The 24,909-nt window shown below is 41.5% G+C and carries 31 protein-coding genes; 30 read left to right on the top strand and 1 reads right to left on the bottom strand.

Going from position 1 to position 24,909, the window contains the following annotated elements; genetic code table 11:
* Nucleotides 1-42: 42 nt before the first annotated feature.
* The 13 genes from csfB (at nt 43) to rsmI (ending at nt 9,311) form a co-directional block, all read left to right on the top strand.
* Entirely contained in the window at nt 43-237 is a 195-nt protein-coding gene (csfB, locus tag NYE22_RS00180) for an anti-sigma-G factor (protein ID WP_003243294.1), read from the top strand.
* A 119-nt stretch (nt 238-356) separates the two neighbouring features.
* Complete coding sequence (locus NYE22_RS00185) at nt 357-971, top strand: 5-bromo-4-chloroindolyl phosphate hydrolysis family protein (RefSeq protein ID WP_015253019.1); 615 nt, start codon at nt 357-359, stop codon at nt 969-971.
* 18 nt (nt 972-989) lie between these two features.
* Nucleotides 990-2,150: a toxic anion resistance protein gene (locus tag NYE22_RS00190; RefSeq protein ID WP_161986768.1), complete on the top strand. Its 1,161-nt coding sequence runs from the start codon at nt 990-992 to the stop codon at nt 2,148-2,150.
* A gap of 81 nt (nt 2,151-2,231) precedes the next feature.
* The gene (locus NYE22_RS00195) at nt 2,232-3,674 is read left to right on the top strand and encodes an aminotransferase class I/II-fold pyridoxal phosphate-dependent enzyme (RefSeq protein WP_342412223.1); all 1,443 of its coding nucleotides are present in this window, start codon (nt 2,232-2,234) and stop codon (nt 3,672-3,674) included.
* Nucleotides 3,671-4,309: a dTMP kinase gene (gene tmk, locus NYE22_RS00200; protein ID WP_161986766.1), complete on the top strand. Its 639-nt coding sequence runs from the start codon at nt 3,671-3,673 to the stop codon at nt 4,307-4,309. Before NYE22_RS00195 ends, tmk begins: the two co-directional genes overlap by 4 nt.
* 73 nt (nt 4,310-4,382) lie before the next feature.
* On the top strand, nt 4,383-4,712 hold the full coding sequence (gene darA, locus NYE22_RS00205; RefSeq protein WP_003242755.1) for a cyclic di-AMP receptor DarA: 330 nt from the start codon (nt 4,383-4,385) through the stop codon (nt 4,710-4,712).
* A gap of 12 nt (nt 4,713-4,724) precedes the next feature.
* Nucleotides 4,725-5,165 carry a YaaR family protein gene (locus NYE22_RS00210; RefSeq protein WP_342412224.1) on the top strand — a complete coding sequence of 147 codons (441 nt, stop codon included), beginning with the start codon at nt 4,725-4,727 and terminating at the stop codon, nt 5,163-5,165.
* Nucleotides 5,166-5,176: 11 nt separating this feature from the next.
* Nucleotides 5,177-6,166, top strand: coding sequence for a DNA polymerase III subunit delta' (gene holB, locus NYE22_RS00215; RefSeq protein WP_003244417.1), 990 nt, complete (start codon nt 5,177-5,179; stop codon nt 6,164-6,166).
* A gap of 2 nt (nt 6,167-6,168) precedes the next feature.
* Nucleotides 6,169-6,996, top strand: coding sequence for a competence/sporulation regulator complex protein RicT (gene ricT, locus NYE22_RS00220; RefSeq protein WP_003226767.1), 828 nt, complete (start codon nt 6,169-6,171; stop codon nt 6,994-6,996).
* A gap of 14 nt (nt 6,997-7,010) precedes the next feature.
* On the top strand, nt 7,011-7,370 hold the full coding sequence (gene yabA / locus NYE22_RS00225; protein WP_003218308.1) for a replication initiation-control protein YabA: 360 nt from the start codon (nt 7,011-7,013) through the stop codon (nt 7,368-7,370).
* 58 nt (nt 7,371-7,428) lie between these two features.
* Complete coding sequence (locus NYE22_RS00230; protein ID WP_342412225.1) at nt 7,429-8,172, top strand: tRNA1(Val) (adenine(37)-N6)-methyltransferase; 744 nt, start codon at nt 7,429-7,431, stop codon at nt 8,170-8,172.
* Entirely contained in the window at nt 8,159-8,458 is a 300-nt protein-coding gene (locus tag NYE22_RS00235; RefSeq protein ID WP_014475567.1) for a GIY-YIG nuclease family protein, read from the top strand. Before NYE22_RS00230 ends, NYE22_RS00235 begins: the two co-directional genes overlap by 14 nt.
* The gene (gene rsmI, locus NYE22_RS00240; protein WP_019712967.1) at nt 8,433-9,311 is read left to right on the top strand and encodes a 16S rRNA (cytidine(1402)-2'-O)-methyltransferase; all 879 of its coding nucleotides are present in this window, start codon (nt 8,433-8,435) and stop codon (nt 9,309-9,311) included. The genes NYE22_RS00235 and rsmI overlap by 26 nt, the downstream gene beginning before the upstream one ends.
* A 48-nt stretch (nt 9,312-9,359) precedes the next feature.
* Here rsmI and abrB read toward each other — a convergent pair whose 3' ends face one another.
* Nucleotides 9,360-9,650, bottom strand: coding sequence for a transition state genes transcriptional regulator AbrB (abrB, locus tag NYE22_RS00245; RefSeq protein WP_003226760.1), 291 nt, complete (start codon nt 9,648-9,650; stop codon nt 9,360-9,362).
* Nucleotides 9,651-10,144: 494 nt separating this feature from the next.
* Here abrB and metG point away from each other — a divergent pair, with 494 nt between their 5' ends.
* The 17 genes from metG (at nt 10,145) to fin (ending at nt 24,873) form a co-directional block, all read left to right on the top strand.
* A complete protein-coding gene (gene metG / locus NYE22_RS00250; RefSeq protein WP_015253011.1) occupies nt 10,145-12,139 on the top strand; it encodes a methionine--tRNA ligase in 1,995 nt (664 codons plus the stop codon).
* Between the two features lie 79 nt (nt 12,140-12,218).
* Nucleotides 12,219-12,986: a TatD family hydrolase gene (locus tag NYE22_RS00255; RefSeq protein WP_014478595.1), complete on the top strand. Its 768-nt coding sequence runs from the start codon at nt 12,219-12,221 to the stop codon at nt 12,984-12,986.
* A gap of 155 nt (nt 12,987-13,141) precedes the next feature.
* Nucleotides 13,142-14,455: a ubiquitin-like domain-containing protein gene (locus NYE22_RS00260; protein ID WP_021479729.1), complete on the top strand. Its 1,314-nt coding sequence runs from the start codon at nt 13,142-13,144 to the stop codon at nt 14,453-14,455.
* Between the two features lie 144 nt (nt 14,456-14,599).
* A complete protein-coding gene (gene rnmV / locus NYE22_RS00265; protein ID WP_015253010.1) occupies nt 14,600-15,160 on the top strand; it encodes a ribonuclease M5 in 561 nt (186 codons plus the stop codon).
* Nucleotides 15,153-16,031 carry a 16S rRNA (adenine(1518)-N(6)/adenine(1519)-N(6))-dimethyltransferase RsmA gene (gene rsmA, locus NYE22_RS00270; protein WP_015253009.1) on the top strand — a complete coding sequence of 293 codons (879 nt, stop codon included), beginning with the start codon at nt 15,153-15,155 and terminating at the stop codon, nt 16,029-16,031. Before rnmV ends, rsmA begins: the two co-directional genes overlap by 8 nt.
* A gap of 160 nt (nt 16,032-16,191) precedes the next feature.
* On the top strand, nt 16,192-17,064 hold the full coding sequence (gene prtG, locus NYE22_RS00275; protein ID WP_014475574.1) for a sporulation-specific protease PrtG: 873 nt from the start codon (nt 16,192-16,194) through the stop codon (nt 17,062-17,064).
* A 210-nt stretch (nt 17,065-17,274) separates the two neighbouring features.
* The gene (locus NYE22_RS00280; protein ID WP_003218330.1) at nt 17,275-17,535 is read left to right on the top strand and encodes a Veg family protein; all 261 of its coding nucleotides are present in this window, start codon (nt 17,275-17,277) and stop codon (nt 17,533-17,535) included.
* Nucleotides 17,536-17,694: 159 nt separating this feature from the next.
* Complete coding sequence (locus NYE22_RS00285) at nt 17,695-17,880, top strand: small, acid-soluble spore protein, alpha/beta type (RefSeq protein ID WP_003218333.1); 186 nt, start codon at nt 17,695-17,697, stop codon at nt 17,878-17,880.
* Between the two features lie 147 nt (nt 17,881-18,027).
* The gene (ispE, locus tag NYE22_RS00290; protein ID WP_003226742.1) at nt 18,028-18,897 is read left to right on the top strand and encodes a 4-(cytidine 5'-diphospho)-2-C-methyl-D-erythritol kinase; all 870 of its coding nucleotides are present in this window, start codon (nt 18,028-18,030) and stop codon (nt 18,895-18,897) included.
* Nucleotides 18,898-18,952: 55 nt separating this feature from the next.
* Nucleotides 18,953-19,810, top strand: a complete 858-nt coding sequence (gene purR, locus NYE22_RS00295) for a pur operon repressor (RefSeq protein ID WP_003218342.1) — start codon at nt 18,953-18,955, stop codon at nt 19,808-19,810.
* Entirely contained in the window at nt 19,807-20,184 is a 378-nt protein-coding gene (gene ridA, locus NYE22_RS00300) for a 2-iminobutanoate/2-iminopropanoate deaminase (RefSeq protein WP_003226738.1), read from the top strand. Before purR ends, ridA begins: the two co-directional genes overlap by 4 nt.
* 194 nt (nt 20,185-20,378) lie before the next feature.
* Nucleotides 20,379-20,672, top strand: coding sequence for a septation regulator SpoVG (gene spoVG / locus NYE22_RS00305; RefSeq protein WP_003218346.1), 294 nt, complete (start codon nt 20,379-20,381; stop codon nt 20,670-20,672).
* 192 nt (nt 20,673-20,864) lie between these two features.
* Complete coding sequence (glmU, locus tag NYE22_RS00310; RefSeq protein ID WP_032725231.1) at nt 20,865-22,235, top strand: bifunctional UDP-N-acetylglucosamine diphosphorylase/glucosamine-1-phosphate N-acetyltransferase GlmU; 1,371 nt, start codon at nt 20,865-20,867, stop codon at nt 22,233-22,235.
* 22 nt (nt 22,236-22,257) lie between these two features.
* Nucleotides 22,258-23,211 carry a ribose-phosphate diphosphokinase gene (locus NYE22_RS00315; RefSeq protein ID WP_003218353.1) on the top strand — a complete coding sequence of 318 codons (954 nt, stop codon included), beginning with the start codon at nt 22,258-22,260 and terminating at the stop codon, nt 23,209-23,211.
* Nucleotides 23,212-23,295: 84 nt separating this feature from the next.
* A complete protein-coding gene (locus NYE22_RS00320; protein ID WP_003243443.1) occupies nt 23,296-23,910 on the top strand; it encodes a 50S ribosomal protein L25/general stress protein Ctc in 615 nt (204 codons plus the stop codon).
* Between the two features lie 106 nt (nt 23,911-24,016).
* Nucleotides 24,017-24,583 (top strand): aminoacyl-tRNA hydrolase, encoded by a 567-nt coding sequence (gene pth / locus NYE22_RS00325; protein WP_003226727.1) that lies wholly within the window; start codon nt 24,017-24,019, stop codon nt 24,581-24,583.
* 59 nt (nt 24,584-24,642) lie between these two features.
* Nucleotides 24,643-24,873 (top strand): anti-sigma-F factor Fin, encoded by a 231-nt coding sequence (fin, locus tag NYE22_RS00330; protein WP_003243417.1) that lies wholly within the window; start codon nt 24,643-24,645, stop codon nt 24,871-24,873.
* Nucleotides 24,874-24,909 lie beyond the last annotated feature (36 nt).

A 24,909-nucleotide genomic window follows, 5' to 3' on the forward strand; every position in this document is an offset into this window, starting at 1 on the left:
TATCCGTTTTAAGGGGAGGCTAACTGTACGGAGGTGGAGAAGATGGACGAAACAGTTAAACTTAATCATACATGTGTGATTTGTGATCAAGAGAAGAATAGAGGCATTCATCTTTATACGAAATTCATATGCTTAGATTGTGAGAGAAAAGTAATTTCTACATCAACTTCTGATCCTGACTATGCGTTTTACGTAAAAAAACTAAAGAGCATTCATACACCGCCATTATATTCATAGACCTGAAAAGGTCTTTTTTTGTACTCTTAATAATAAAAAGAAGATGAAACTTGTTTAAGGATTGAACGTAGTAGATAATAATATTAAAACTGAGTATAGACACAGGAGTCGATTATCTCATGCAGAGATTTTTTCACTTTTTGATGTGGAGTTTAACTAGCAGTGCGACTTTTGTTTTCATTGGAATATTGAGCTTTTTTGGTTTAAACCAGTCGCTTTTTTTATCTATTGTTTATGGGCTTGCTTCTGGAGCAGCCGTATATATAGCTGGCATCTGGAATGCAAGACGGTTATTTCTTAAAAAGCATGAATTGACAGGAAGAGAGTATGCTTACATTAAGAAAAACTTAGAGGAAGCAAGGCAGAAAATGATCCGTCTTAGGAAAGCCTTGTTTCAGGCTAAAAGCATTCAAATGTTTAAGCAAAATGCAGAAATGCTAAGGATTGTGAGAAGGATTTATCTCCTCACCAAAAAAGAGCCAAAGCGGTTTTATCAGGCAGAACGATTTTTTTATCAAACTCTCGATTCGGTTGTTGAATTGACAGAGAAGTATGCTTTTCTATCATCTCACCCAAAAAAAAGCAAAGAACTGTCGATGTCGTTAAGTGAGACACGCATCACTCTTACTGAATTGACCAAGCGTTTAGAGGAAGATTTAACTCAAGCAATGGGTGATGAAATTGACGAGTTGCAGTTTGAATTAGACGCAGCAAAACATTCATTAAAGAAATAAGGGAAGAGGGTAAGAGCGATGAACCGAGACCAAAGCGACCTTCATATAGATGAATTATTGGCAGATCCTTTTGGTGGTAACATAGAGATACCAGGTTCGGAGGCTGTAAAAGCAGAGAAAGAGCAAGTACGGCTTGTTGATGTTCTTCCTGAGGAAAACAAGGAAAAAGCAATTCAGCTTGCTGGACAGATTGATCATAAAAATATGCAAAGCATTGTCTTATACGGTTCACAAGCTCAATCTAAACTGCTGAACTTTTCTCATGATATGATTAATCATGTTCAAAAGAAGGATGTCGGGGAGATTGGCGAAATACTTGGAGAGCTGATGAAAAAGCTGGAGCAAGTAAATCCTGATGATCTCCAATCTAAGAAAAAGGGTTTTTTGGCACGCATATTTGGAAGAGTATCAAGTTCTCTTCAAGAGGTGCTGTCTAAATACCAAAAGACCAGTGTGCAGATAGACAGAATCAGCTTAAAGCTGGAGCACTCTAAAAATGCTTTAATCAGTGACAACAAGCTGTTAGAGCAGTTATATGAAAAAAATAAAGAATATTTTGCCGCGCTGAATGTTTATATTGCTGCAGGAGAACTGAAGCTGGAGGAATTAAAAACTAAAACAATTCCTGAACTGAAGCAACAGGCTGAATCGAGTGATCATAACCAAATGGCCGTTCAAGAGGTGAATGATTTAATTCAATTTGCTGACCGGTTAGATAAAAGGGTTCATGATTTGCTGCTGAGCAGGCAAATTACAATCCAAAGTGCACCGCAAATCAGGCTGATTCAAAATACAAACCAAGCGTTAGCTGAAAAGATTCAGTCATCCATTGTGACAGCAATTCCGCTATGGAAAAATCAAGTTGCCATTGCACTGACGCTTTTAAGGCAGCGCAATGCAGTGGATGCACAGCAGAAAGTATCTGATACAACCAATGAGCTTTTGCTGAAAAATGCGGAGCTTTTAAAAACCAATACAATTGAAACTGCACGGGCAAATGAACGAGGCCTTGTTGATATAGATACCTTGAAGAAGGTGCAGGAAAGCTTAATAAGCACGCTTGAAGAAACACTGACTATACAAGAAGAAGGACGAATCAAACGCCGTCAGGCAGAAGAAGAGCTCATGATGATGGAAGGCGATCTGAAGCAAAAGCTGCTTACAATAAAGGAAAGATAGTTACCAGTAAGTCTGGCTTTAAGTTCTGTCAGAGGCACGATATAATAAAGTGTAAGAAGACACATTCAAAGGATTGTTTTCATGAACACACCTTTATATAAAGCATTAATTCAACATGCGAGAAGAAATTCTCATTCATTTCATGTTCCGGGACATCACAATGGAGATGTCTTTTTTGATGACGCTAAGTCAATATTCGATCCGCTTCTCACCATTGATGTAACTGAACTGGCAGGGCTGGATGATCTCCATCATCCTTCCGGGGTGATTAAAGAAGCTCAAGAGCTTGTCAGTCAATTATATGGATCGGCGGAAAGTTTTTTTCTGGTAAATGGTACGACTGTCGGAAACTTAGCGATGATTTTATCTGTTTGTGAGCCTGGTGATACAATTCTGGTTCAAAGAAACTGTCATAAATCTGTATTTCATGCTGTTGATTTGGCCGGTGCTGAGCCGGTTTATCTTGCACCTGACATTGATTCAGCGATGCATGTGCCTACGCACGTTCCGCTTGGAACAATTAAAGAGGCCCTGGCAGCATATCCAGATGCGAAAGGCTTGGTACTGACCAATCCGACATATTACGGACATAGTGCTGATTTGACTGAGATCATTACTGAAGCCCATCATTACGGGATTCCTGTTTTGGTCGATGAAGCGCATGGCGCACATTTTATTTTAGGTGAGCCTTTTCCGGTCTCAGCTTTAAAAATGGGGGCAGATATTGTTGTTCAGTCGGCCCACAAAACGTTGCCTGCCATGACGATGGGTTCTTATTTGCATCTCAACAGCAGCTGCAGGATTAACAGGGATCGGGTGGCAGAGTATTTAAACCGATTACAAAGCAGCAGCCCGTCTTATCCGATAATGGCTTCGTTAGATATTGCACGCGCTTATGTACAGCATATTATAGAAGAACAAAAGCTTTCTGACATTCTGCAGCGGATAGAAACACTTAAACAAACGTTTGATTCACTTACAAATGCAGAAGCTGTTAACCCTGCTAATCCACTGATCATCACGGATCCGCTGAAGCTCACAATTCGTTCAAAACGCGGGCATTCTGGCTATACGCTGCAAAGCATATTAGAGCGTGCCAACATATTCACTGAGCTTGCTGATGAAAATCAAGTTCTGCTCGTTCTCCCATTGGGGGGGAAACGGAGAATAAATGCTGAAACCATTAGAAGCATTGATGAAGAGATTGAGAAAACGCCTCCGGATCAGGCGTTTGTTTCTGCAGAATGGGGAGTGCAGCCTGTTACTGTCTTGCCTTATCCAAAAAAGGTCTTACATTCGTTTAAGAAAGAATATGTGGACTTTGAGGAAGCAGCTGGCCGGCTGAATGCAGAAGATATCATCCCTTATCCTCCGGGTATCCCGATGATTATGGCGGGAGAAAGAATAACAAAAGAAAGTGTGCAAAAGCTCAGCCGCTTGATCAGCATGAAAACGCATGTTCAAGGGAATATGAAAATCAAAGAGAAACAACTACTTGTTTATATAGAAGAGGAGAAATCATGAGCGGTTTATTTATTACATTCGAAGGTCCTGAAGGTGCAGGAAAAACGACTGTTCTGCAGGAAATCAAAAACATACTGACAGCAGAAGGCCTTCAGGTTATGGCAACTCGAGAGCCAGGCGGAATAGATATTGCAGAACAAATTCGAGAGGTTATTCTGAATGAGAACAATACATTAATGGACCCAAAAACAGAAGCTCTCTTATATGCGGCTGCAAGACGCCAGCATTTAGTTGAAAAAGTAAAACCTGCTTTAGAACAGGGGTTTATCGTTCTTTGCGACAGATTCATAGACAGTTCTCTTGCGTATCAAGGATATGCAAGAGGGCTTGGAATTGATGAGGTTCTGTCCATTAATGAATTTGCCATTGGAGATATGTTGCCCCATGTAACGGTTTATTTTTCAATTGATCCGGAAGAAGGACTGAAGCGTATTTACGCAAACGGCTCACGGGAGAAAAACAGGCTCGATTTAGAGAAACTGGACTTTCATACAAAAGTACAAGAAGGTTATCAAGAGCTGATGAAGCGATTTCCGGAAAGATTTCATTCAGTTGATGCCGGGCAATCCAAAGACCTCGTCGTTCAGGATGTTCTAAAGGTGATCGATGAAGCGTTGAAAAAAATTCAATTGTGACCTGTTTCCCAATAGTTGATATAATAATGTAAACGAGATCACGTTGTTTCCAATCTAAAGGAGGCCTTCACAGATGAAATTGATAGTGGCAGTTGTACAAGATCAGGACAGCAACAGACTTTTGAAAACCTTAACGGATCACAACTTCAGAGTTACAAAGCTTGCGACGACAGGAGGATTTCTTAAATCAGGCAATACAACGTTTATGATCGGTGTCGAGGATATACGCGTCAATAAAGCGTTGAGTCTCATTAAAGAAAACGGGCAGAAACGTGATCAGATGATTGCCCCTGTATCTCCAATGGGCGGAAATGCTGATTCCTATGTCCCTTATCCAGTCGAAGTTGAAGTTGGCGGAGCGACAGTATTTGTCCTTCCAGTCGATGAATTTCATCAATTTTAAGGATCTGAAACTGTGAAAATTAATAAAGATATACGTACATTTATAGATAATAAGCAGATTCCCTCTGTGAAAACATCTGAGATCACGGCATCGTTTAAAACATTAATGGAAAACCAAAGCAGCAAAATGAAGCTTGATCAGCTTACCAGGCTGTTATCTGATATAGAAGCATTCGGAAAAAGGCTAACGAAATCTCGGAATTTTAAAGACTTAGCGAGATTTAAAGGACTTGTGAAACGTTTTGTCAAAGAAGCTGTGGACAGCGGTCTTTCACATGAAACATCGAAAAGCTTTGACCTTTATGGGAACAGCAGAACGCTGGGACTTGTGAAAGAAATAGATGACAAATTGATACAGCTTACGGAAGAGATGATGGATCAGGAAAAACCGGCAATAGATTTGCTGGAGCGTATTGGCGAAATAAAAGGTTTATTAATTAACCTTTACACATAGAGAGTGATACAATGGCAATATCCTGGAAGGAAATGAACGAGCTTCAGCCCAGAGTGATGAAGCTTTTATATAATAGTATTGAGAAGGACAGACTATCACACGCTTATTTGTTTGAGGGGAAAAAAGGAACAGGCAAGCTTGATGCCGCGCTGCTTCTTGCAAAAAGCTTCTTTTGTCTGGAGGGTGGCGCGGAGCCTTGTGAGAGCTGTCGAAACTGTAAACGGATAGAGTCAGGGAACCATCCTGATCTCCATCTTGTTCAGCCTGATGGCTTATCAATCAAAAAGGCGCAAATTCAAGCGCTCCAAGAAGAGTTTTCTAAGACAGGACTTGAATCGCATAAAAAGCTGTATATTATTTCGCACGCAGATCAAATGACAGCAAATGCGGCGAACAGCCTGCTGAAATTTTTAGAAGAACCGAACAAAGACACAATGGCCGTCCTCATCACTGAGCAGCCCCAAAGGTTATTGGATACCATCATTTCAAGATGCCAAACCCTTCCTTTTCAGCCTTTGCAGCCGAAAGCAATTGAAGACAGACTGATCGAACAGGACGTCTCGCCTCATATGGCAAGGCTTCTGGCCAACATGACTAATAATGTAGCAGAAGCAGTCGAATTAAGTCGAAATGATGAGTTTGCAGAGTCTAGAGCGAAAGTGATAAAATTGTATGAAGTCCTACACCAGCGGAAAGGACATGCTTTTTTCTTTATTCAAGATCAATGGATGCCCTTTTTCAAAGAAAAAACCCATCAAGAAATGGGTCTTGATATGCTCTTATTGATATATCGTGATGTGTTGTCCATCCAAATAGGAAATGAAGATAAATTGATTTATCAAGACTTATTCCAATCAATAAAACAGCATGCGCTACAATCAACACAACAAAGCGTTACGAATCAGATACTTGCTGTTTTAGAAGCAAAGAAACGGCTTCATTCCAATGTGAATGTACAAGGATTAATGGAGCACTTGGTGTTAATGTTGCAGGAGGGATAAGCTTGTACAATGTAATTGGTGTCCGCTTTAAGAAAGCGGGTAAAATATATTATTTTGATCCGAATGGATTTCATATAGAACATGACAGCTGCGTAATTGTAGAAACTGTCAGAGGCGTTGAGTACGGCCAGGTCGTAATTGCAAATAAACAGGTGGATGAGCATGATGTGGTGCTTCCCCTTCGAAAAGTGATACGTGTGGCTGACGAGCGCGATCTTCTCATTGTAGAAGAAAATAAACAGGAAGCACTATCAGCATTTGATATCTGCCAAAAGAAAGTGATTGAGCATGGCTTGGATATGAAGCTGGTCGATGTTGAATTCACGTTTGATCGCAATAAAGTCATATTTTACTTCACTGCTGACGGCCGAGTCGACTTTAGAGAGCTTGTAAAGGATTTGGCTTCTATCTTTAAGACAAGAATTGAGCTGCGCCAAATCGGAGTGAGGGATGAGGCAAAAATGCTCGGAGGAATCGGTCCTTGCGGAAGAATGCTTTGCTGTTCAACGTTTCTTGGAGATTTTGAACCCGTTTCCATTAAAATGGCCAAGGATCAGAACTTGTCTTTAAATCCTACGAAGATTTCGGGTCTTTGCGGACGATTGATGTGCTGTCTAAAATATGAGAACGATGAGTATGAGACGGCAAAAGAACAGCTTCCGGATATAGGAGAAATGATTACGACAGCAAACGGTCCCGCGAAGGTCGTCGGACTAAATATTCTGGAACGGGTGCTTCAGGTGGAACTGATAAACCGTGAAAAAGTGATAGAATATACTTGGGAAGAGCTCTTGGAAGAGGGCGTCGTATCCGCACAAACCACAGATTAACGAGGTGTGGAACCTTGGATAAAAAAGAGTTATTTGATACAGTCATTAACTTAGAAGAACAAATTGGTTCACTGTACCGGCAGCTGGGGGATTTGAAGCAGCATATCGGTGAGATGATTGAGGAAAATCATCATTTACAGCTTGAAAACAAGCATTTGCGCAAACGGCTGGACGATACGACGCAGCAGATTGAAAAGTTCAAAGCTGATAAAAAAGAATCAAAAACACAGAAGACAGAGCAAACTGATATAGGGGAAGGATATGATAATCTGGCACGTCTGTATCAAGAAGGATTTCATATCTGCAATGTCCACTATGGAAGTGTTCGAAAAGAGGATTGTCTTTTCTGTCTGTCATTCTTAAATAAAAAATAGGGAAAAGGCTTCCGCATAAGACGGGAGCCTTTTTCAAAGGTACTGAAAGGATAAGAAGATGGTTTCATTACATGATGATGAAAGATTAGACTATTTGCTGGCAGAGGACATGAAAATCATACAAAGCCCAACAGTGTTTGCTTTTTCGTTGGACGCTGTGCTTCTGTCCAAATTTGCGTACGTTCCGATTCAAAAAGGGAAAATCGTTGATTTATGCACCGGCAATGGTATTGTGCCGCTGCTGCTCAGTACAAGATCAAAAGCAGACATTCTGGGAGTCGAAATACAAGAAAGGCTGCATGATATGGCTGTTCGCAGCGTGGAGTATAATAAGCTGCAGGATCAGATTCAGATCATACATGATGACCTGAAAAACATGCCGGAGAAACTTGGACATAATCGATATGATGTTGTCACCTGCAATCCGCCGTATTTTAAAACGCCGAAACAAACTGAACAAAATATGAACGAGCATCTCCGAATCGCAAGACATGAAATCCACTGCACGCTGGAGGATGTCATTTCAGTCAGCAGCAAGCTGCTCAAGCAAGGGGGAAAAGCAGCTCTTGTTCACCGGCCGGGAAGGCTTCTAGAGATTTTTGAACTGATGAAGGCTTATCAAATCGAGCCAAAACGTGTACAATTTGTCTATCCGAAGCAAGGGAAAGAAGCCAATACCATTTTGGTTGAAGGTATCAAAGGCGGGCGCCCGGATTTAAAAATTCTTGCTCCTTTATTCGTTTATGATGAACAAAATGAATATACAAAAGAAATCTGGACCATTTTATATGGAGACAAATAACCATTTCTTCTACGTCGTGAAATGTAAGGACAATAGCTGGTATGCCGGGTATACCAACGATCTGCATAAACGAGTGAAAACACACAATGATGGAAAGGGCGCAAAGTACACTAAAGTAAGACGTCCGGTTGAATTAATTTTTGCCGAGAGCTTTTCAACAAAGCGGGAAGCTATGCAGGCGGAATATTATTTCAAAAAACTAACTCGAAAGAAAAAAGAGCTTTATATAGAAGAAAAGCGGAACACCAAGGAGGCTGTATATGTTAAGGCGCCAAATGAGCTTTAATGGAAAGTCGGACATGGGAATTCTTTACTTGGTCCCAACCCCAATCGGAAATCTAGAGGACATGACATTCCGGGCGATCGACACGCTGAAATCAGTGGATGCGATTGCTGCGGAAGATACGAGGCAAACGAAAAAGCTTTGTCATGTATATGAAATTGAAACACCGCTCGTCAGCTATCACGAACACAATAAAGAAAGCAGTGGGCACAAAATTATTGAATGGCTGAAATCGGGAAAAAACATTGCTCTTGTCAGTGATGCCGGTCTGCCGACGATTTCTGATCCCGGAGCGGAAATTGTAAAGGATTTTACGGATATAGGCGGTTATGTTGTTCCGTTGCCGGGAGCAAATGCTGCATTAACAGCTCTTATTGCTTCAGGTATTGTACCGCAGCCTTTTTTCTTTTACGGTTTTCTCAACAGACAGAAAAAAGAAAAGAAGAAGGAGCTTGAAGCCCTTAAAAAACGGCGGGAAACGATCATTTTTTATGAAGCGCCTCACAGATTGAAGGAAACCTTGTCAGCGATGGCAGAGATATTAGGAGATCGGGAAATCGCTGTAACACGTGAACTCACTAAGAAATATGAAGAGTTTATCCGAGGAACCATATCTGAGGTCATTGGATGGGCAAACGAGGATCAGATACGCGGCGAGTTTTGTCTTGTCGTAGAAGGAAGTAATAATGAAGAGGTAGATGAGGAAGAACAATGGTGGGAAACCCTCACTGCGAAAGAACATGTCGAGCATTACATCTCGAAAGGCGCTACGTCTAAAGAAGCCATTAAAAAAGCAGCAGTCGATCGCAATGTACCAAAGCGTGAAGTGTACGATGCTTACCATATTAAGCAATAAAAAAACGTTCTTGTGTCATAACAAGAACGTTTTTTGTACAAGAAATGATTATTTAAGGTTTTGAAGCTGGTTTTGGATTTCGCTGATGATTTGCTCAGCGCCTTCTTTACTAAGAACCAATTTACCGCCTGCAAGTTTAAGGTTATCATCAGAAACTTCACCAGTTACTTGGCAAGTCATGTTTGGTTTATATTTTTTAAGGATGATTTTTTCATCATCAACATAGATTTCAAGAGCATCTTTTTCTGCGATTCCAAGAGTACGACGCAGTTCGATAGGAATAACTACACGTCCTAATTCATCAACTTTACGTACAATACCAGTAGATTTCATAAACATTCTCCTCCCAAGAGATACTTATTTGTTTAAATTATATTTTTCTTCGTCATTATTCGACAAAATCCTTACCTTCATAGCATAACAAGGTTTCCAATAATCGTCAATCATTTTGTTTACTATTGATTGTAAGAATTAGTTCTTATAGTCAGTAATGTCTTAGAAACTACCGAAATAACAGCATTTTATAAATATTTAATAAAGCTATTATCCTACTAAAAATCCTTTTAAATCAAGACTTTCGAACCAAAGTTTTTTATTTCATTTGATTATATACGACAAAATTCGACACGAACAGACTTTTTTTATTTTCATTAAAGATTTTTAATTTTAATTATTCTTTTTCAGGGCGTATGTATATATTCTTGATCTTAAAGGCTAAGATGGTATCATAGATAAAGGATAAATATAAATAATATTCATATATGATTTGCACTTATCGCCGCTCTCGTCCTTTGGGCGGGAGCTTTTTGACATTCTGATTAGGAGGTTTCAAGATGCCGCAAGAAAACAATACATTTTACATTACAACACCGATTTATTATCCGAGCGGAAAATTACATATCGGCCATGCATATACGACAGTCGCGGGAGATGCAATGGCACGTTACAAAAGATTAAAAGGGTTCGATGTTCGCTATTTAACGGGAACGGACGAGCATGGACAAAAGATCCAGCAAAAAGCTGAACAGGAAAACATTACACCTCAGGAGTATGTGGATCGCGCAGCGGCAGATATTCAAAAACTGTGGAAGCAGCTTGAAATCTCAAACGACGACTTTATCCGCACGACAGAAAAACGGCATAAAGTTGTCATTGAAAAGGTGTTTCAAAAGCTTCTTGATAACGGGGACATCTATCTTGATGAGTATGAAGGCTGGTACAGCATCCCTGATGAAACGTTCTACACGGAAACTCAGCTCGTTGATATTGAGCGGAATGAAAAGGGAGAGGTCATCGGCGGAAAAAGCCCTGACAGCGGTCACCCAGTTGAATTGATCAAAGAGGAATCTTATTTCTTCCGCATGGGGAAATACGCGGATCGTCTTCTGAAATACTATGAAGAAAACCCGACATTCATTCAGCCAGAATCACGCAAAAACGAAATGATTAATAACTTTATCAAACCTGGACTTGAGGATTTGGCAGTATCACGTACCACTTTTGATTGGGGCGTGAAGGTGCCGGAAAATCCAAAGCATGTTGTATATGTTTGGATTGACGCACTATTTAACTATTTAACGGCACTCGGTTATGATACAGAAAATGATGAGCTTTATCAAAAATATTGGCCTGCCGATGTTCATTTAGTCGGTAAGGAGATTGTACGATTCCATACTATTTACTGGCCAATTATGCTGATGGCGCTGGATCTTCCGCTGCCAAAGCAAGTATTCGCGCATGGCTGGCTTTTGATGAAAGACGGAAAAATGTCGAAATCAAAAGGAAACGTTGTAGATCCGGTTACATTAATTGAGCGCTATGGTTTAGACGAGCTTCGCTATTACCTGCTTCGCGAAGTGCCGTTCGGATCTGACGGTGTATTCACGCCGGAAGGATTTGTTGAGCGGATTAACTATGATTTAGCGAATGATTTAGGAAATCTATTGAATCGTACTGTTGCGATGATTAATAAGTATTTTGACGGTCAAATCGGCTCTTACAAAGGTGCTGTTACGGAATTTGATCAAACGCTCACTTCTGTTGCTGAAGAAACAGTGAAAGCTTATGAGAAAGCAATGGAAAATATGGAGTTCTCGGTAGCACTTTCGACTTTATGGCAGCTCATCAGCCGCACAAACAAATACATTGATGAGACAGCTCCATGGGTGCTTGCGAAAGATCCGGCAAAAGAAGAAGAATTGCGATCAGTTATGTATCACCTCGCTGAATCATTGCGTATTTCAGCGGTACTGCTTCAGCCATTCTTAACAAAAACACCTGAAAAAATGTTCGAGCAGCTAGGTATTACTGATGAATCTTTAAAAGCTTGGGACAGCATTACAGCTTTCGGCCAGCTGAAAGATACAAAAGTACAAAAAGGTGATCCATTGTTCCCTCGTTTAGAGGCAGAAGAAGAAATTGCTTACATCAAAGGGAAAATGCAAGGTTCGGCACCAGCGAAAGAAGAAACAAAAGAAGAAGAGCCGCAAGAGGTCGATCGTTTACCTGAAATTACGATTGATCAATTCATGGATGTAGAGCTTCGCGTAGCTGAGGTCATTGAGGCAGAGCCAGTGAAAAAAGCAGACCGTTTATTGAAGCTGCAGCTTGATCTTGGTTTTGAAAAGCGCCAAGTGGTATCCGGCATTGCGAAGCATTATACGCCTGAAGAGCTTGTTGGAAAAAAACTCGTTTGTGTAACAAATCTAAAACCGGTTAAACTCAGAGGAGAGCTTTCTCAAGGTATGATCCTTGCAGGAGAAGCAGACGGCGTTTTAAAGGTCGTGTCTATCGATCAGTCGTTACCAAAAGGCACAAGAATTAAATAATGATAAAACAAAAGGTGTTTCACGTGTAACAATTCGTCGAACACCTTTTGTGTTTCGACAAGAAAGGAGTTTTTCACTTATGTTGTTTGACACACACGCGCATTTAAATGCAGAACAATATGATACTGATCTGGATGAGGTTATTGAACGGGCAAAAGCTGAAAAAGTTGAACGAATTGTCGTAGTTGGTTTTGACCGTCCGACGATTACCCGTGCGATGGAAATGATTGAGGAATATGATTTTATTTATGCAGCCATTGGCTGGCACCCTGTTGACGCTATTGACATGACAGAGGAAGACTTAGCGTGGATTAAAGAGCTTTCTGCTCATGAGAAAGTGGTAGCAATAGGGGAAATGGGACTGGATTATCATTGGGATAAATCACCTAAAGATATTCAAAAAGAGGTGTTTAGAAAACAAATCGCCTTAGCGAAAGAGGTCAATTTGCCTATTATCATTCATAACCGTGATGCAACGGAGGATGTCGTGACCATTTTGAAAGAGGAAGGCGCAGAAGCTGTGGGCGGAATCATGCACTGCTTTACAGGAAGTGCGGAAGTGGCAAGAGAATGCATGAAAATGAATTTTTATTTATCATTTGGGGGACCGGTGACATTTAAAAATGCGAAGAAACCGAAGGAAGTAGTGAAGGAAATTCCCAATGACCGGCTGCTGATTGAAACGGACTGCCCGTTTCTCACACCGCACCCTTTCCGCGGGAAAAGAAATGAGCCAAGCTATGTGAAATATGTGGCAGAACAAATCGCCGAATTAAAAGAAATGACCTTTGAAGAGATTGCGTCAATCACGACTGAAAATGCGAAAAGACTTTTCCGTATAAACTGACAAAAAACGCTAGCGGGTTTTGTAAGAGCTTGTCCCTTACAGCGTTTTTCTATAAAAGTTCTACATGCTTTCTTCTCCTCATAGGATAGGTTTGTCGACAAGTCTTTCTTCCGTTTCTCAGTGTATTTCAGGATAATGAAGAAGACACTGAGCTTTTGGGAGAAAGAGAAGGGAGGGTTGACAGCCTTTTAGATACTCTATATAATCTCTCCGAGGAGAAGGAGGCGTTTTTCATCACACAAAAAATGAAAAAGCTGTTTTCCGTAAAGCTTAGCAAAAGCAAAGTCATTCTGGTTGCTGCTTGTTTGCTTTTGGCAGGAAGCGGGACTGCGTACGCGGCTCATGAGCTGACGAAACAATCAGTCTCAGTTTCTATCAATGGCAAAAAGAAACATATACGCACACATGCAAATACAGTCGGTGATCTTTTGGAGACGCTTGATATAAAGACAAGAGACGAAGACAAGATCACACCTGCTAAACAGACAAAGATAACAGCAGACATGGACGTTGTGTATGAGGCTGCAAAACCTGTGAAGCTTACAATAAACGGGGAAGAAAAGACATTATGGTCAACAGCAAAAACGGTCGGTGCATTACTGGACGAACAAGATGTTGATGTTAAAGAACAAGATCAAATTGATCCCGCAATAGATACAGATATTTCGAAAGACATGAAGATTAACATAGAGCCCGCATTTCAGGTTACTGTGAATGATGCAGGGAAACAAAAGAAGATCTGGACGACTTCGACTACGGTCGCTGACTTTTTAAAACAGCAAAAGATGAACATAAAAGACGAAGATAAAATCAAGCCTGCGTTAGATGCAAAGCTGACGAAAGGAAAGGCTGATATTACAATTACTCGTATCGAAAAGGTCACCGATGTAGTTGAAGAGAAGATTGCGTTCGATGTGAAAAAGCAAGAAGACGCTTCTCTTGAAAAAGGGAAAGAAAAGGTCGTCCAAAAAGGAAAAGAAGGCAAGCTAAAAAAACATTTCGAAGTCGTTAAAGAAAACGGTAAAGAAGTGTCCAGAGAGCTTGTAAAAGAAGAAAAAGCTGAACAAAGCAAAGATAAAGTGATTGCTGTCGGCACAAAGCAAAGCAGTCCAAAAGTTGAAACGGTCAGTGCTTCAGGTGATTCAAAAACAGTTGTGTCCCGCAGCAATGAATCAACAGGCAAAGTCATGACTGTATCATCTACGGCTTATACGGCAAGCTGCAGCGGTTGTTCAGGACATACAGCGACAGGCGTCAATTTAAAAAATAATCCGAATGCCAAAGTCATCGCTGTGGATCCAAATGTCATTCCGCTAGGCTCCAAAGTCCACGTGGAAGGCTATGGATATGCCATTGCTGCAGATACCGGTTCAGCGATTAAAGGGAACAAGATAGACGTCTTTTTTCCAGAGAAATCATCGGCGTACCGATGGGGAAATAAAACAGTCAAAATTAAAATCTTAAATTAGTATATACTTATGTATTCAGAGGGTTTTGCGCCCTCTGTTTTTTTCGTTATAATAGACAAAGTGCATTTTCTGCTTATTAGACGCTCGATATAAGAAAAAGTTTCATGAATATACAAAAATTTTTATTTTGTCTTGGAGGAAATAATGAAAATTAAAGAGATCATTGTGGTCGAGGGGCGTGACGATACGGCCCGCATCAAATTGGCTGTTGATGCAGACACAATTGAAACAAATGGTTCAGCCATCGATGATCATGTGATTGACCAAATCCGTTTGGCCCAGAAGACCAGAGGCGTCATTATTTTAACGGATCCGGACTTTCCGGGAGAGAAGATTCGCAAAACCATCTCAGAGGCTGTACCCGGCTGTAAGCATGCATTTTTGCCAAAACATCTTGCCAAACCTAAAAACAAGCGGGGAATTGGTGTGGAGCATGCATCGGTTGAAAGCATTAGGGCATGTTTAGAAAATGTGCATGAGGAGATGGAAGCGCAGCCGAGTGACATTTCAGCTGAGGATTTGATTCATGCCGGACTAATAGGCGGACCTGCGGCCAAACGCCGCCGGGAACGACTGGGTGATCTGTTGAAAATCGGCTATACAAATGGCAAACAGCTTCAAAAACGGCTGCAAATGTTTCAAATTAAAAAAAGTGATTTTATGAGTGCGCTCGATACCGTTATGCGGGAGGAACAGAATGAATAAAGATATTGCGACACCGATTAGAACGAAAGAGATACTGAAGAAATACGGTTTTTCTTTTAAAAAGAGCTTAGGACAGAATTTCTTAATTGATACGAACATTTTAAACAGAATTGTTGATCACGCGGAAGTGACTGAGAAAACAGGTGTCATTGAAATCGGCCCGGGAATCGGGGCTTTAACCGAACAGCTTGCCAAGCGGGCGAAAAAGGTCGTGGCATTTGAGATTGATCAGCGATTATTGCCGATTCTGAAGGATACACTGTCACCTTACGACAATGTCACTGTTATTCATCATGATGTGTTAAAGGCTGATGTCAAATCGGTCATTGAAGAACAATTTCAAGATTGCGATGAGATCATGGTAGTTGCCAACCTTCCTTATTACGTAACAACACCGATTATCATGAAACTGCTTGAAGAACATCTTCCGCTGAAAGGGATTGTGGTTATGCTGCAAAAAGAAGTGGCTGAGCGCATGGCGGCTGATCCTTCATCTAAGGAATACGGCTCGCTCTCAATCGCGGTGCAGTTTTATACAGAAGCCAAAACGGTGATGATCGTCCCGAAAACCGTATTTGTTCCTCAGCCTAATGTCGATTCCGCAGTCATCCGTCTGATTCTCCGAGACGGCCCGGCAGTGGACGTGGAAAACGAATCCTTTTTCTTTCAGCTAATCAAGGCAAGCTTTGCACAGCGCCGTAAAACGCTGCTCAATAACTTAGTTAACAATCTGCCTGAAGGAAAGGCGCAAAAATCAACGATTGAACAAGTGCTCGAAGAAACAAATATTGACGGTAAGCGCCGAGGTGAATCCCTGTCTATTGAGGAGTTCGCAGCGCTGTCTAACGGATTGTATAAAGCCCTTTTCTAAAAGGGCTTTTTGTTTTGCGCACCACATGGACTGCCGCTACATAGGCTAGAGAAGGACCTTTCATTCAATGATAAGAAAAACTTGGACTCAGCGAAAAAAGGCGCTTTCTCAAGGCTCTTTCTTTCATGATGAGGCTTAGTCTATGTGTGGAGTGAGGAACGTGCAATTTCAAATAGGGGATATGGTAGCCAGAAAATCCTATCAGATGGATGTTTTGTTTCGAATTATAGGAATAGAGCAAACAAGCAAAGGAAATTCAATTGCCATTTTGCATGGAGATGAAGTCAGGCTGATTGCTGATTCGGATTTTTCTGATCTGGTGGCAGTGAAAAAGGATGAGCAGATGATGCGGAAAAAGAAAGATGAGAGCAGAATGAATGAGTCGCTCGAATTACTCCGCCAAGATTATAAGCTGCTCAGAGAAAAGCAGGAGTACTATGCGACAAGCCAATATCAGCATCAGGAGCATTATTTCCATATGCCGGGCAAAGTGCTTCATCTGGATGGTGACGAAGCATATCTGAAAAAATGCCTGAATGTCTATAAAAAAATTGGAGTGCCGGTCTATGGGATCCATTGCCATGAAAAGAAAATGTCTGCTTCTATTGAAGAATTGCTCGACAAATATCGACCTGATATCCTGGTGATCACAGGGCATGATGCGTATTCGAAGCAAAAGGGCGGCATTGATGATTTGAATGCGTACAGACATTCTAAGCACTTTGTTGAAACTGTTCAAACAGCCCGAAAAAAGATCCCTCACTTAGATCAGCTTGTTATTTTTGCGGGGGCCTGCCAATCCCATTTTGAATCACTCATCAGAGCGGGTGCGAATTTTGCAAGTTCACCGTCAAGAGTCAATATTCATGCGCTTGATCCGGTATATATCGTCGCGAAGATCAGCTTTACGCCGTTTATGGAACGGATTAATGTATGGGAAGTGCTCCGTAATACGCTGACAAGAGAGAAAGGGCTTGGAGGTATTGAAACAAGAGGAGTTCTGAGAATTGGTATGCCTTATAAGTCCAATTAACAGTTGAAAACCTGCATAGGAGAGCTATGCGGGTTTTTTATTTTACATAATGATACATAATTTACCGAAACTTGCGGAACATAATTGAGGAATCATAGAATTTTGTCAAAATAATTTTATTGACAACGTCTTATTAACGTTGATATAATTTAAATTTTATTTGACAAAAATGGGCTCGTGTTGTACAATAAATGTAGTGAGGTGGATGCAATGGCGAAGACGTTGTCCGATATTAAAAGATCGCTTGATGGGAATTTAGGTAAAAGGCTGACGTTAAAAGCAAACGGTGGCCGCCGAAAAACGATTGAGCGTTCGGGCATTTTAGCTGAGACGTACCCTTCTGTTTTTGTGATACAACTAGATCAAGACGAGAACTCGTTTGAAAGAGTTTCATACAGTTATGCTGATATTTTGACTGAGACTGTTGAGCTGACATTTAATGATGACGCCGCAAGCTCAGTGGCATTTTAACGGGCAGTGAACCTTTTGTTTACTGCTTTTTGTTTTGCCCTTTTTTGGTTTCCAGTAATTTTAACGAAAGTTCCATCTGATTTAACAAAAGATAAAACAGTCACATATTATCGTGACGTGCACGAATGGCTATCACTTCTAAAAAAGGGGTTGTTTCGTTTGGGCAGACGTCGTGGAGTTATGTCAGATGAGTTTAAATATGAGCTTGCTAAAGACCTTGGTTTTTATGACACAGTAAAAAATGGCGGCTGGGGCGAAATTCGGGCTCGCGATGCCGGTAACATGGTAAAGCGCGCTATAGAAATCGCCGAACAGCAAATGGCTCAGAATCAGAATAACCGATAAGGATGTGACCCGGGGGACGTGCTGTTCCCTGGTTTTTTTATTTTGGATATAAATACATAATGGGCTGAATATGGATATGTTCATCCTGTACTTCAAATGTGATACAATGTTCATACTTATGTTTAGATGGAGAAGTAGGTGAAAGCTATGCGTATTTTAGAAAAAGCGCCAGCTAAGATCAATCTGTCACTTGACGTCACCCGAAAACGCCCGGATGGCTATCATGAAGTCGAAATGATCATGACGACAATTGATTTAGCTGATCGAATTGAATTGACGGAGCTTGCAGAGGATGAAGTGAGGGTTTCCTCCCACAACCGATTTGTGCCTGATGACCAAAGAAACTTAGCTTATCAGGCTGCCAAGCTGATCAAGGACAGATACAACGTGAAAAAGGGAGTTTCCATCATGATTACGAAGGTAATTCCGGTGGCTGCCGGTCTTGCCGGCGGAAGCAGTGATGCGGCGGCGACACTCAGAGGGCTGAACAGACTGTGGAATTTAAATCTGTCCGCGGAAACGCTTGCTGAGCTTGGAGCGGAAATTGGCTCTGACGTTTCATTTTGTGTCTATGGCGGAACTGCATTAGCAACAGGGCGCGGCGAGAAAATTAAACATATAAGCACGCCTCCGCACTGCTGGGTCATTTTAGCGAAGCCGACAATCGGTGTTTCAACTGCTGAAGTGTACAGAGCGCTGAAACTGGATGGTATAGAGCATCCCGATGTACAAGGCATGATCGAGGCGATAGAAGAGAAGAGTTTTCAGAAGATGTGCAGCCGTTTAGGCAATGTGCTTGAATCTGTTACACTCGACATGCATCCTGAAGTTGCGATGATTAAAAACCAGATGAAACGCTTTGGTGCAGATGCCGTGTTAATGAGCGGGAGCGGCCCGACAGTATTTGGACTGGTTCAGTATGAGTCGAAGGTGCAGAGAATTTATAACGGGTTAAGAGGCTTCTGCGATCAAGTTTATGCGGTGAGAATGATCGGCGAACAGAACGCTCTTGATTAAATCCGTATGTTAAGTTATATTGATCTTAAAATATTCGGATTTTGGGGGTAAGTTCATGAAGTTTCGTCGCAGCGGCAGATTGGTGGACTTAACAAATTATTTGTTAACCCATCCGCACGAGTTAATACCGCTAACCTTTTTCTCTGAGCGGTATGAATCTGCAAAATCATCGATCAGTGAAGATTTAACAATTATTAAACAAACCTTTGAACAGCAGGGGATTGGTACTTTGCTTACTGTTCCCGGAGCTGCCGGAGGCGTTAAATATATTCCGAAAATGAAGCAGGCTGAAGCTGAAGAGTTTGTGCAGACACTTGGACAGTCGCTGGCAAATCCTGAGCGTATCCTTCCGGGCGGTTATGTATATTTAACGGATATCTTAGGAAAGCCATCTGTACTCTCCAAGGTAGGGAAGCTGTTTGCTTCCGTGTTTGCAGAACGCGAAATTGATGTTGTCATGACCGTTGCCACGAAAGGCATCCCTCTTGCGTATGCAGCTGCAAGCTATTTGAATGTGCCTGTTGTGATCGTTCGTAAAGACAATAAGGTAACAGAGGGCTCCACAGTCAGCATTAATTACGTTTCAGGCTCCTCAAACCGCATTCAAACAATGTCACTTGCGAAAAGAAGCATGAAAACGGGTTCAAACGTACTCATTATTGATGACTTTATGAAAGCAGGCGGCACCATTAATGGTATGATTAACCTGTTGGATGAGTTTAACGCAAATGTGGCGGGAATCGGCGTCTTAGTTGAAGCCGAAGGAGTAGATGAACGTCTTGTTGACGAATATATGTCACTTCTTACTCTTTCAACCATCAACATGAAAGAGAAGTCCATTGAAATTCAGAATGGCAATTTTCTGCGTTTTTTTAAAGACAATCTTTTAAAGAATGGAGAGACAGAATCATGACAAAAGCAGTCCACACAAAACATGCCCCAGCGGCAATTGGGCCTTATTCACAAGGGATTATCGTCAACAATATGTTTTACAGCTCAGGTCAAATCCCTTTGACTCCTTCAGGCGAAATGGTGAACGGCGATATTAAGGAGCAGACTCATCAAGTATTCAGCAATTTAAAGGCGGTTCTGGAAGAAGCGGGTGCTTCTTTTGAAACAGTTGTAAAAGCAACTGTATTTATCGCGGATATGGAACAGTTTGCGGAAGTAAACGAAGTGTACGGACAATACTTTGACACTCACAAACCGGCGAGATCTTGTGTTGAAGTCGCGAGACTCCCGAAGGATGCGTTAGTCGAGATTGAAGTTATTGCACTGGTGAAATAATAAGAAAAGTGATTCTGGGAGAGCCCGGGATCACTTTTTTATTTACCTTATGCCCGAAATGAAAGCTTTATGACCTAATTGTGTAACTATATCCTATTTTTTCAAAAAATATTTTAAAAACGAGCAGGATTTCAGAAAAAATCGTGGAATTGATACACTAATGCTTTTATATAGGGAAAAGGTGGTGAACTACTGTGGAAGTTACTGACGTAAGATTACGCCGCGTGAATACCGATGGTCGCATGAGAGCGATTGCATCCATCACGCTGGATCACGAATTTGTTGTACATGATATTCGTGTGATTGATGGAAACAATGGTCTTTTCGTTGCGATGCCGAGTAAACGCACCCCTGATGGAGAGTTCCGCGATATTGCTCATCCTATTAATTCAAGCACGCGAGGAAAGATTCAAGATGCCGTGTTAAATGAGTATCATCGTCTGGGTGACACTGAAGCATTAGAATTCGAAGAAGCTGGAGCTTCTTAAAAAATAACCAAAAAGCAAGGACTGCTGAAAGGGCTGACATAAGCCTTTTGCCGGCGGTCCTTTTTTAATTCTGATTTTTCAAACTTAGTTGCACTCAATAGAAAATTCTTGCACTTCATGAAGTCTCCTTGAAATCAGAAGATATTTAGGATATATTTTTCTATGGATAAAAGGGATATTGGAGGCCAATAAATGGATAAGCGGTTTGCAGTTGTTTTAGCGGCTGGACAAGGAACGAGAATGAAATCGAAGCTTTATAAAGTCCTTCATCCAGTTTGCGGTAAGCCTATGGTAGAGCACGTCGTGGACGAAGCCTTAAAATTATCTTTATCGAAGCTTGTCACGATTGTCGGACATGGTGCGGAAGAAGTGAAAAAGCAGCTTGGTGATAAAAGCGAGTACGCGCTTCAAGCAGAACAGCTTGGCACTGCTCATGCTGTAAAACAGGCACAGCCATTTCTTGCTGACGAAAAAGGCGTCACGATTGTCATTTGCGGAGATACGCCGCTTTTGACAGCAGAGACGATGGAACAGATGCTGAAAGAACATACACAAAGAGAAGCGAAAGCTACGATTTTAACTGCGGTTGCAGAAGATCCAACTGGATACGGCCGTATTATTCGCAGCGAAAACGGAGCGGTTCAAAAAATCGTTGAGCATAAGGACGCCTCTGAAGAAGAACGTCTTGTAACTGAGATCAACACCGGTACGTATTGTTTTGACAATGAAGCGCTATTTCGGGCTATTGATCAGGTGTCTAATGATAATGCCCAAGGCGAGTATTATTTGCCGGATGTCATAGAGATTCTTAAAAATGAAGGCGAAACTGTTGCCGCTTACCAGACTGGTAATTTCCAAGAAACGCTCGGAGTTAATGATAGAGTTGCTCTTTCTCAGGCAGAACAATTTATGAAAGAGCGCATTAATAAACGGCATATGCAAAATGGCGTGACGTTGATCGACCCGATGAATACGTATATTTCTCCTGACGCTGTTATCGGAAGCGATACTGTGATTTACCCTGGAACTGTGATTAAAGGTGAGGTGCAAATCGGAGAAGATACGATTATTGGCCCTCATACGGAGATTATGAATAGTGCCATTGGCAGCCGTACGGTTATTAAACAATCGGTAGTCAATCACAGTAAAGTGGGGAATGATGTAAACATAGGACCTTTTGCTCACATCAGACCTGATTCTGTCATCGGGAATGAAGTGAAGATCGGGAATTTTGTAGAAATTAAAAAGGCTCAATTCGGAGACCGAAGCAAGGCATCTCATCTAAGCTATGTCGGCGATGCTGAGGTAGGCACTGATGTAAACCTGGGCTGCGGTTCAATTACTGTCAATTATGATGGAAAGAATAAGTATTTGACAAAAATTGAAGATGGCGCGTTTATCGGCTGCAATTCCAACTTGGTTGCCCCTGTCACAGTCGGAGAAGGCGCTTATGTGGCGGCAGGTTCAACTGTTACGGAAGATGTACCTGGAAAAGCACTTGCTATTGCCAGAGCGAGACAAGTAAATAAAGACGATTATGTGAAAAATATTCATAAAAAATAATCCTAAATTCGGAGGTTTATCCATGTCTAATCAATACGGAGATAAGAATTTAAAGATTTTTTCTTTGAATTCGAATCCAGAGCTTGCAAAAGAAATCGCAGATATAGTTGGAGTTCAATTAGGGAAATGTTCTGTCACAAGATTTAGTGACGGGGAAGTCCAAATTAATATCGAAGAAAGTATTCGCGGATGTGATTGTTACATCATCCAGTCTACAAGTGACCCCGTTAACGAGCATATTATGGAACTGCTGATTATGGTAGATGCGTTAAAACGCGCTTCTGCAAAAACGATTAACATTGTTATTCCTTATTACGGTTATGCGCGTCAAGACAGAAAAGCAAGATCCCGTGAGCCAATCACAGCTAAACTTTTCGCTAACCTGCTTGAAACAGCCGGTGCGACTCGTGTGATTGCACTTGACCTGCATGCGCCGCAAATTCAAGGATTCTTTGATATACCGATTGACCACTTAATGGGTGTTCCGATTTTAGGAGAATATTTTGAAGGCAAAAATCTTGAAGATATCGTCATTGTTTCACCAGACCATGGCGGTGTGACACGTGCCCGCAAACTGGCTGACCGACTAAAAGCGCCAATTGCGATTATCGATAAACGCCGTCCGCGTCCAAACGTGGCGGAAGTCATGAATATTGTAGGTAACATCGAAGGGAAGACTGCTATCCTCATCGATGACATTATTGATACTGCAGGTACGATTACACTTGCTGCTAATGCGCTCGTTGAAAACGGAGCGAAAGAAGTATATGCATGCTGTACACACCCTGTACTATCAGGCCCTGCGGTAGAACGGATTAATAATTCAACAATTAAAGAGCTTGTTGTGACAAACAGCATCAAGCTTCCTGAAGAAAAGAAAATTGAACGCTTTAAGCAGCTTTCAGTCGGACCGCTTCTGGCAGAAGCAATTATTCGCGTTCATGAGCAGCAATCAGTCAGCTATCTGTTCAGCTAAACCATTTTTCGAGGTTTAAATCCTTATCGTTATGGGTATTGTTTGTAATAGGACAACTAAAACGACAATAGGATGGTGCTGAATATGGCAACTTTAACGGCAAAAGAAAGAACGGACTTTACTCGTTCGTCTCTTCGGAATATCCGTACTTCAGGACATGTTCCAGGTATCATATATGGGAAGGATACGGGTAACAAACCTGTGTCATTAGACAGTGTGGAGCTCATCAAAACGCTGAGGGACGAAGGCAAAAATGCAGTCATTACGCTTGAGGTCAGCGGAGAAAAACACTCAGTCATGGTAACAGACCTGCAGACGGACCCGCTGAAAAATGAAATCACTCATGCTGATTTTCAAGTAGTTAATATGAGTGAGGACATTGAAGTGGAAGTTCCGATTCATCTGACCGGAGAAGCCATTGGAGTGAAAAACGGAGGCGTACTGCAGCAGCCGTTATATGCACTTACTGTAAAGGCCAAGCCAAAAGCCATTCCACAAACGATTGAGGCTGATATTTCAAGCCTCGATGTAAATGAAGTACTGACGATTGCGGATTTGCCTGCTGGCGGTGACTACTCCTTTAATCATGAATCAGATGAGGTTGTGGCTTCAATCCTTCCTCCGCAGCAGCAGGAAGCAGCTGAGGTCGATGAAGAGGAATCTGCCGATGCTCAGCCTGAAGGTGAAAACGAACAATAATAGCTTAAGGCGTAACCCTCCCGCGGTTACGTCTTTTGTGCTAGAATGAGAAGAATTATAGCCCGTTTATGAAGACGGGAGTTATGTGACTAAGGGAGGATTCGCCATGCTTGTGATTGCCGGTCTCGGAAACCCGGGGAAGAACTATGAAAATACACGGCATAATGTCGGATTTATGGTGATAGATCAGCTTGCAAAGGAATGGAATATAGAGCTGAATCAAAATAAATTTAACGGATTATACGGAACCGGATTTGTTTCCGGCAAAAAGGTTCTACTTGTTAAACCGCTTACATATATGAATTTATCAGGAGAATGTTTGCGGCCTTTAATGGACTACTATGATGTCGATAACGAAGATTTGACAGTCATTTACGACGACCTTGACCTTCCGACTGGCAAGATCCGTTTAAGAACGAAAGGAAGCGCCGGAGGGCACAATGGCATCAAATCACTGATCCAGCATCTTGGAACATCCGAGTTTGACCGTATCCGCATCGGAATCGGCCGGCCTGTAAACGGCATGAAGGTCGTTGATTATGTGTTAGGCTCCTTTACCAAGGAGGAGGCACCTGAGATCGAAGAAGCGGTTGATAAATCTGTGAAGGCTTGTGAGGCTTCTTTGAGTAAACCGTTTTTAGAAGTCATGAACGAATTTAACGCAAAGGTATAAAATGTAACAACAAAGTCCATACTACACCAAAATGACTTTTTCATCAGGAGGTCCCTTGTATGGCTTTGCATTATTATTGTCGTCATTGCGGAGTGAAAGTAGGCAGTCTCGAATCTTCAATGGTATCGACAGACTCACTTGGATTTCAGCACTTAACAAATGAGGAAAGAAACGATATGATTTCTTATAAAGAAAATGGAGATGTCCATGTTTTGACGATATGTGAAGATTGCCAAGAGGCGCTTGACCGAAATCCGCATTACCACGAATATCACACATTTATTCAATAAAAAGCTTTGGTGTAGACACTAGACCAAAGCGTTTTT

The sequence above is a fragment of the Bacillus sp. FSL K6-1560 genome (genome assembly GCF_038592935.1).
In the GTDB taxonomy this organism is placed as follows: domain Bacteria; phylum Bacillota; class Bacilli; order Bacillales; family Bacillaceae; genus Bacillus; species Bacillus subtilis.

What these genes read in the sequence shown, in the direction of transcription:
- NYE22_RS00255 (WP_014478595.1), top strand. Translation starts at nt 12,219, where the DNA reads ATGTTGTTTGACACACACGCGCATTTAAATGCAGAACAATATGATACT.
- tmk (WP_161986766.1), top strand. Translation starts at nt 3,671, where the DNA reads ATGAGCGGTTTATTTATTACATTCGAAGGTCCTGAAGGTGCAGGAAAA.
- rnmV (WP_015253010.1), top strand. Translation starts at nt 14,600, where the DNA reads ATGAAAATTAAAGAGATCATTGTGGTCGAGGGGCGTGACGATACGGCC.
- metG (WP_015253011.1), top strand. Translation starts at nt 10,145, where the DNA reads ATGCCGCAAGAAAACAATACATTTTACATTACAACACCGATTTATTAT.
- ispE (WP_003226742.1), top strand. Translation starts at nt 18,028, where the DNA reads ATGCGTATTTTAGAAAAAGCGCCAGCTAAGATCAATCTGTCACTTGAC.
- NYE22_RS00235 (WP_014475567.1), top strand. Translation starts at nt 8,159, where the DNA reads ATGGAGACAAATAACCATTTCTTCTACGTCGTGAAATGTAAGGACAAT.
- rsmA (WP_015253009.1), top strand. Translation starts at nt 15,153, where the DNA reads ATGAATAAAGATATTGCGACACCGATTAGAACGAAAGAGATACTGAAG.
- purR (WP_003218342.1), top strand. Translation starts at nt 18,953, where the DNA reads ATGAAGTTTCGTCGCAGCGGCAGATTGGTGGACTTAACAAATTATTTG.
- NYE22_RS00315 (WP_003218353.1), top strand. Translation starts at nt 22,258, where the DNA reads ATGTCTAATCAATACGGAGATAAGAATTTAAAGATTTTTTCTTTGAAT.
- holB (WP_003244417.1), top strand. Translation starts at nt 5,177, where the DNA reads ATGGCAATATCCTGGAAGGAAATGAACGAGCTTCAGCCCAGAGTGATG.
- darA (WP_003242755.1), top strand. Translation starts at nt 4,383, where the DNA reads ATGAAATTGATAGTGGCAGTTGTACAAGATCAGGACAGCAACAGACTT.
- NYE22_RS00280 (WP_003218330.1), top strand. Translation starts at nt 17,275, where the DNA reads ATGGCGAAGACGTTGTCCGATATTAAAAGATCGCTTGATGGGAATTTA.
- fin (WP_003243417.1), top strand. Translation starts at nt 24,643, where the DNA reads ATGGCTTTGCATTATTATTGTCGTCATTGCGGAGTGAAAGTAGGCAGT.
- glmU (WP_032725231.1), top strand. Translation starts at nt 20,865, where the DNA reads ATGGATAAGCGGTTTGCAGTTGTTTTAGCGGCTGGACAAGGAACGAGA.
- NYE22_RS00230 (WP_342412225.1), top strand. Translation starts at nt 7,429, where the DNA reads ATGGTTTCATTACATGATGATGAAAGATTAGACTATTTGCTGGCAGAG.
- pth (WP_003226727.1), top strand. Translation starts at nt 24,017, where the DNA reads ATGCTTGTGATTGCCGGTCTCGGAAACCCGGGGAAGAACTATGAAAAT.
- NYE22_RS00185 (WP_015253019.1), top strand. Translation starts at nt 357, where the DNA reads ATGCAGAGATTTTTTCACTTTTTGATGTGGAGTTTAACTAGCAGTGCG.
- csfB (WP_003243294.1), top strand. Translation starts at nt 43, where the DNA reads ATGGACGAAACAGTTAAACTTAATCATACATGTGTGATTTGTGATCAA.
- rsmI (WP_019712967.1), top strand. Translation starts at nt 8,433, where the DNA reads ATGTTAAGGCGCCAAATGAGCTTTAATGGAAAGTCGGACATGGGAATT.
- NYE22_RS00190 (WP_161986768.1), top strand. Translation starts at nt 990, where the DNA reads ATGAACCGAGACCAAAGCGACCTTCATATAGATGAATTATTGGCAGAT.
- NYE22_RS00320 (WP_003243443.1), top strand. Translation starts at nt 23,296, where the DNA reads ATGGCAACTTTAACGGCAAAAGAAAGAACGGACTTTACTCGTTCGTCT.
- ridA (WP_003226738.1), top strand. Translation starts at nt 19,807, where the DNA reads ATGACAAAAGCAGTCCACACAAAACATGCCCCAGCGGCAATTGGGCCT.
- NYE22_RS00195 (WP_342412223.1), top strand. Translation starts at nt 2,232, where the DNA reads ATGAACACACCTTTATATAAAGCATTAATTCAACATGCGAGAAGAAAT.
- abrB (WP_003226760.1), bottom strand. Translation starts at nt 9,650, where the DNA reads ATGTTTATGAAATCTACTGGTATTGTACGTAAAGTTGATGAATTAGGA.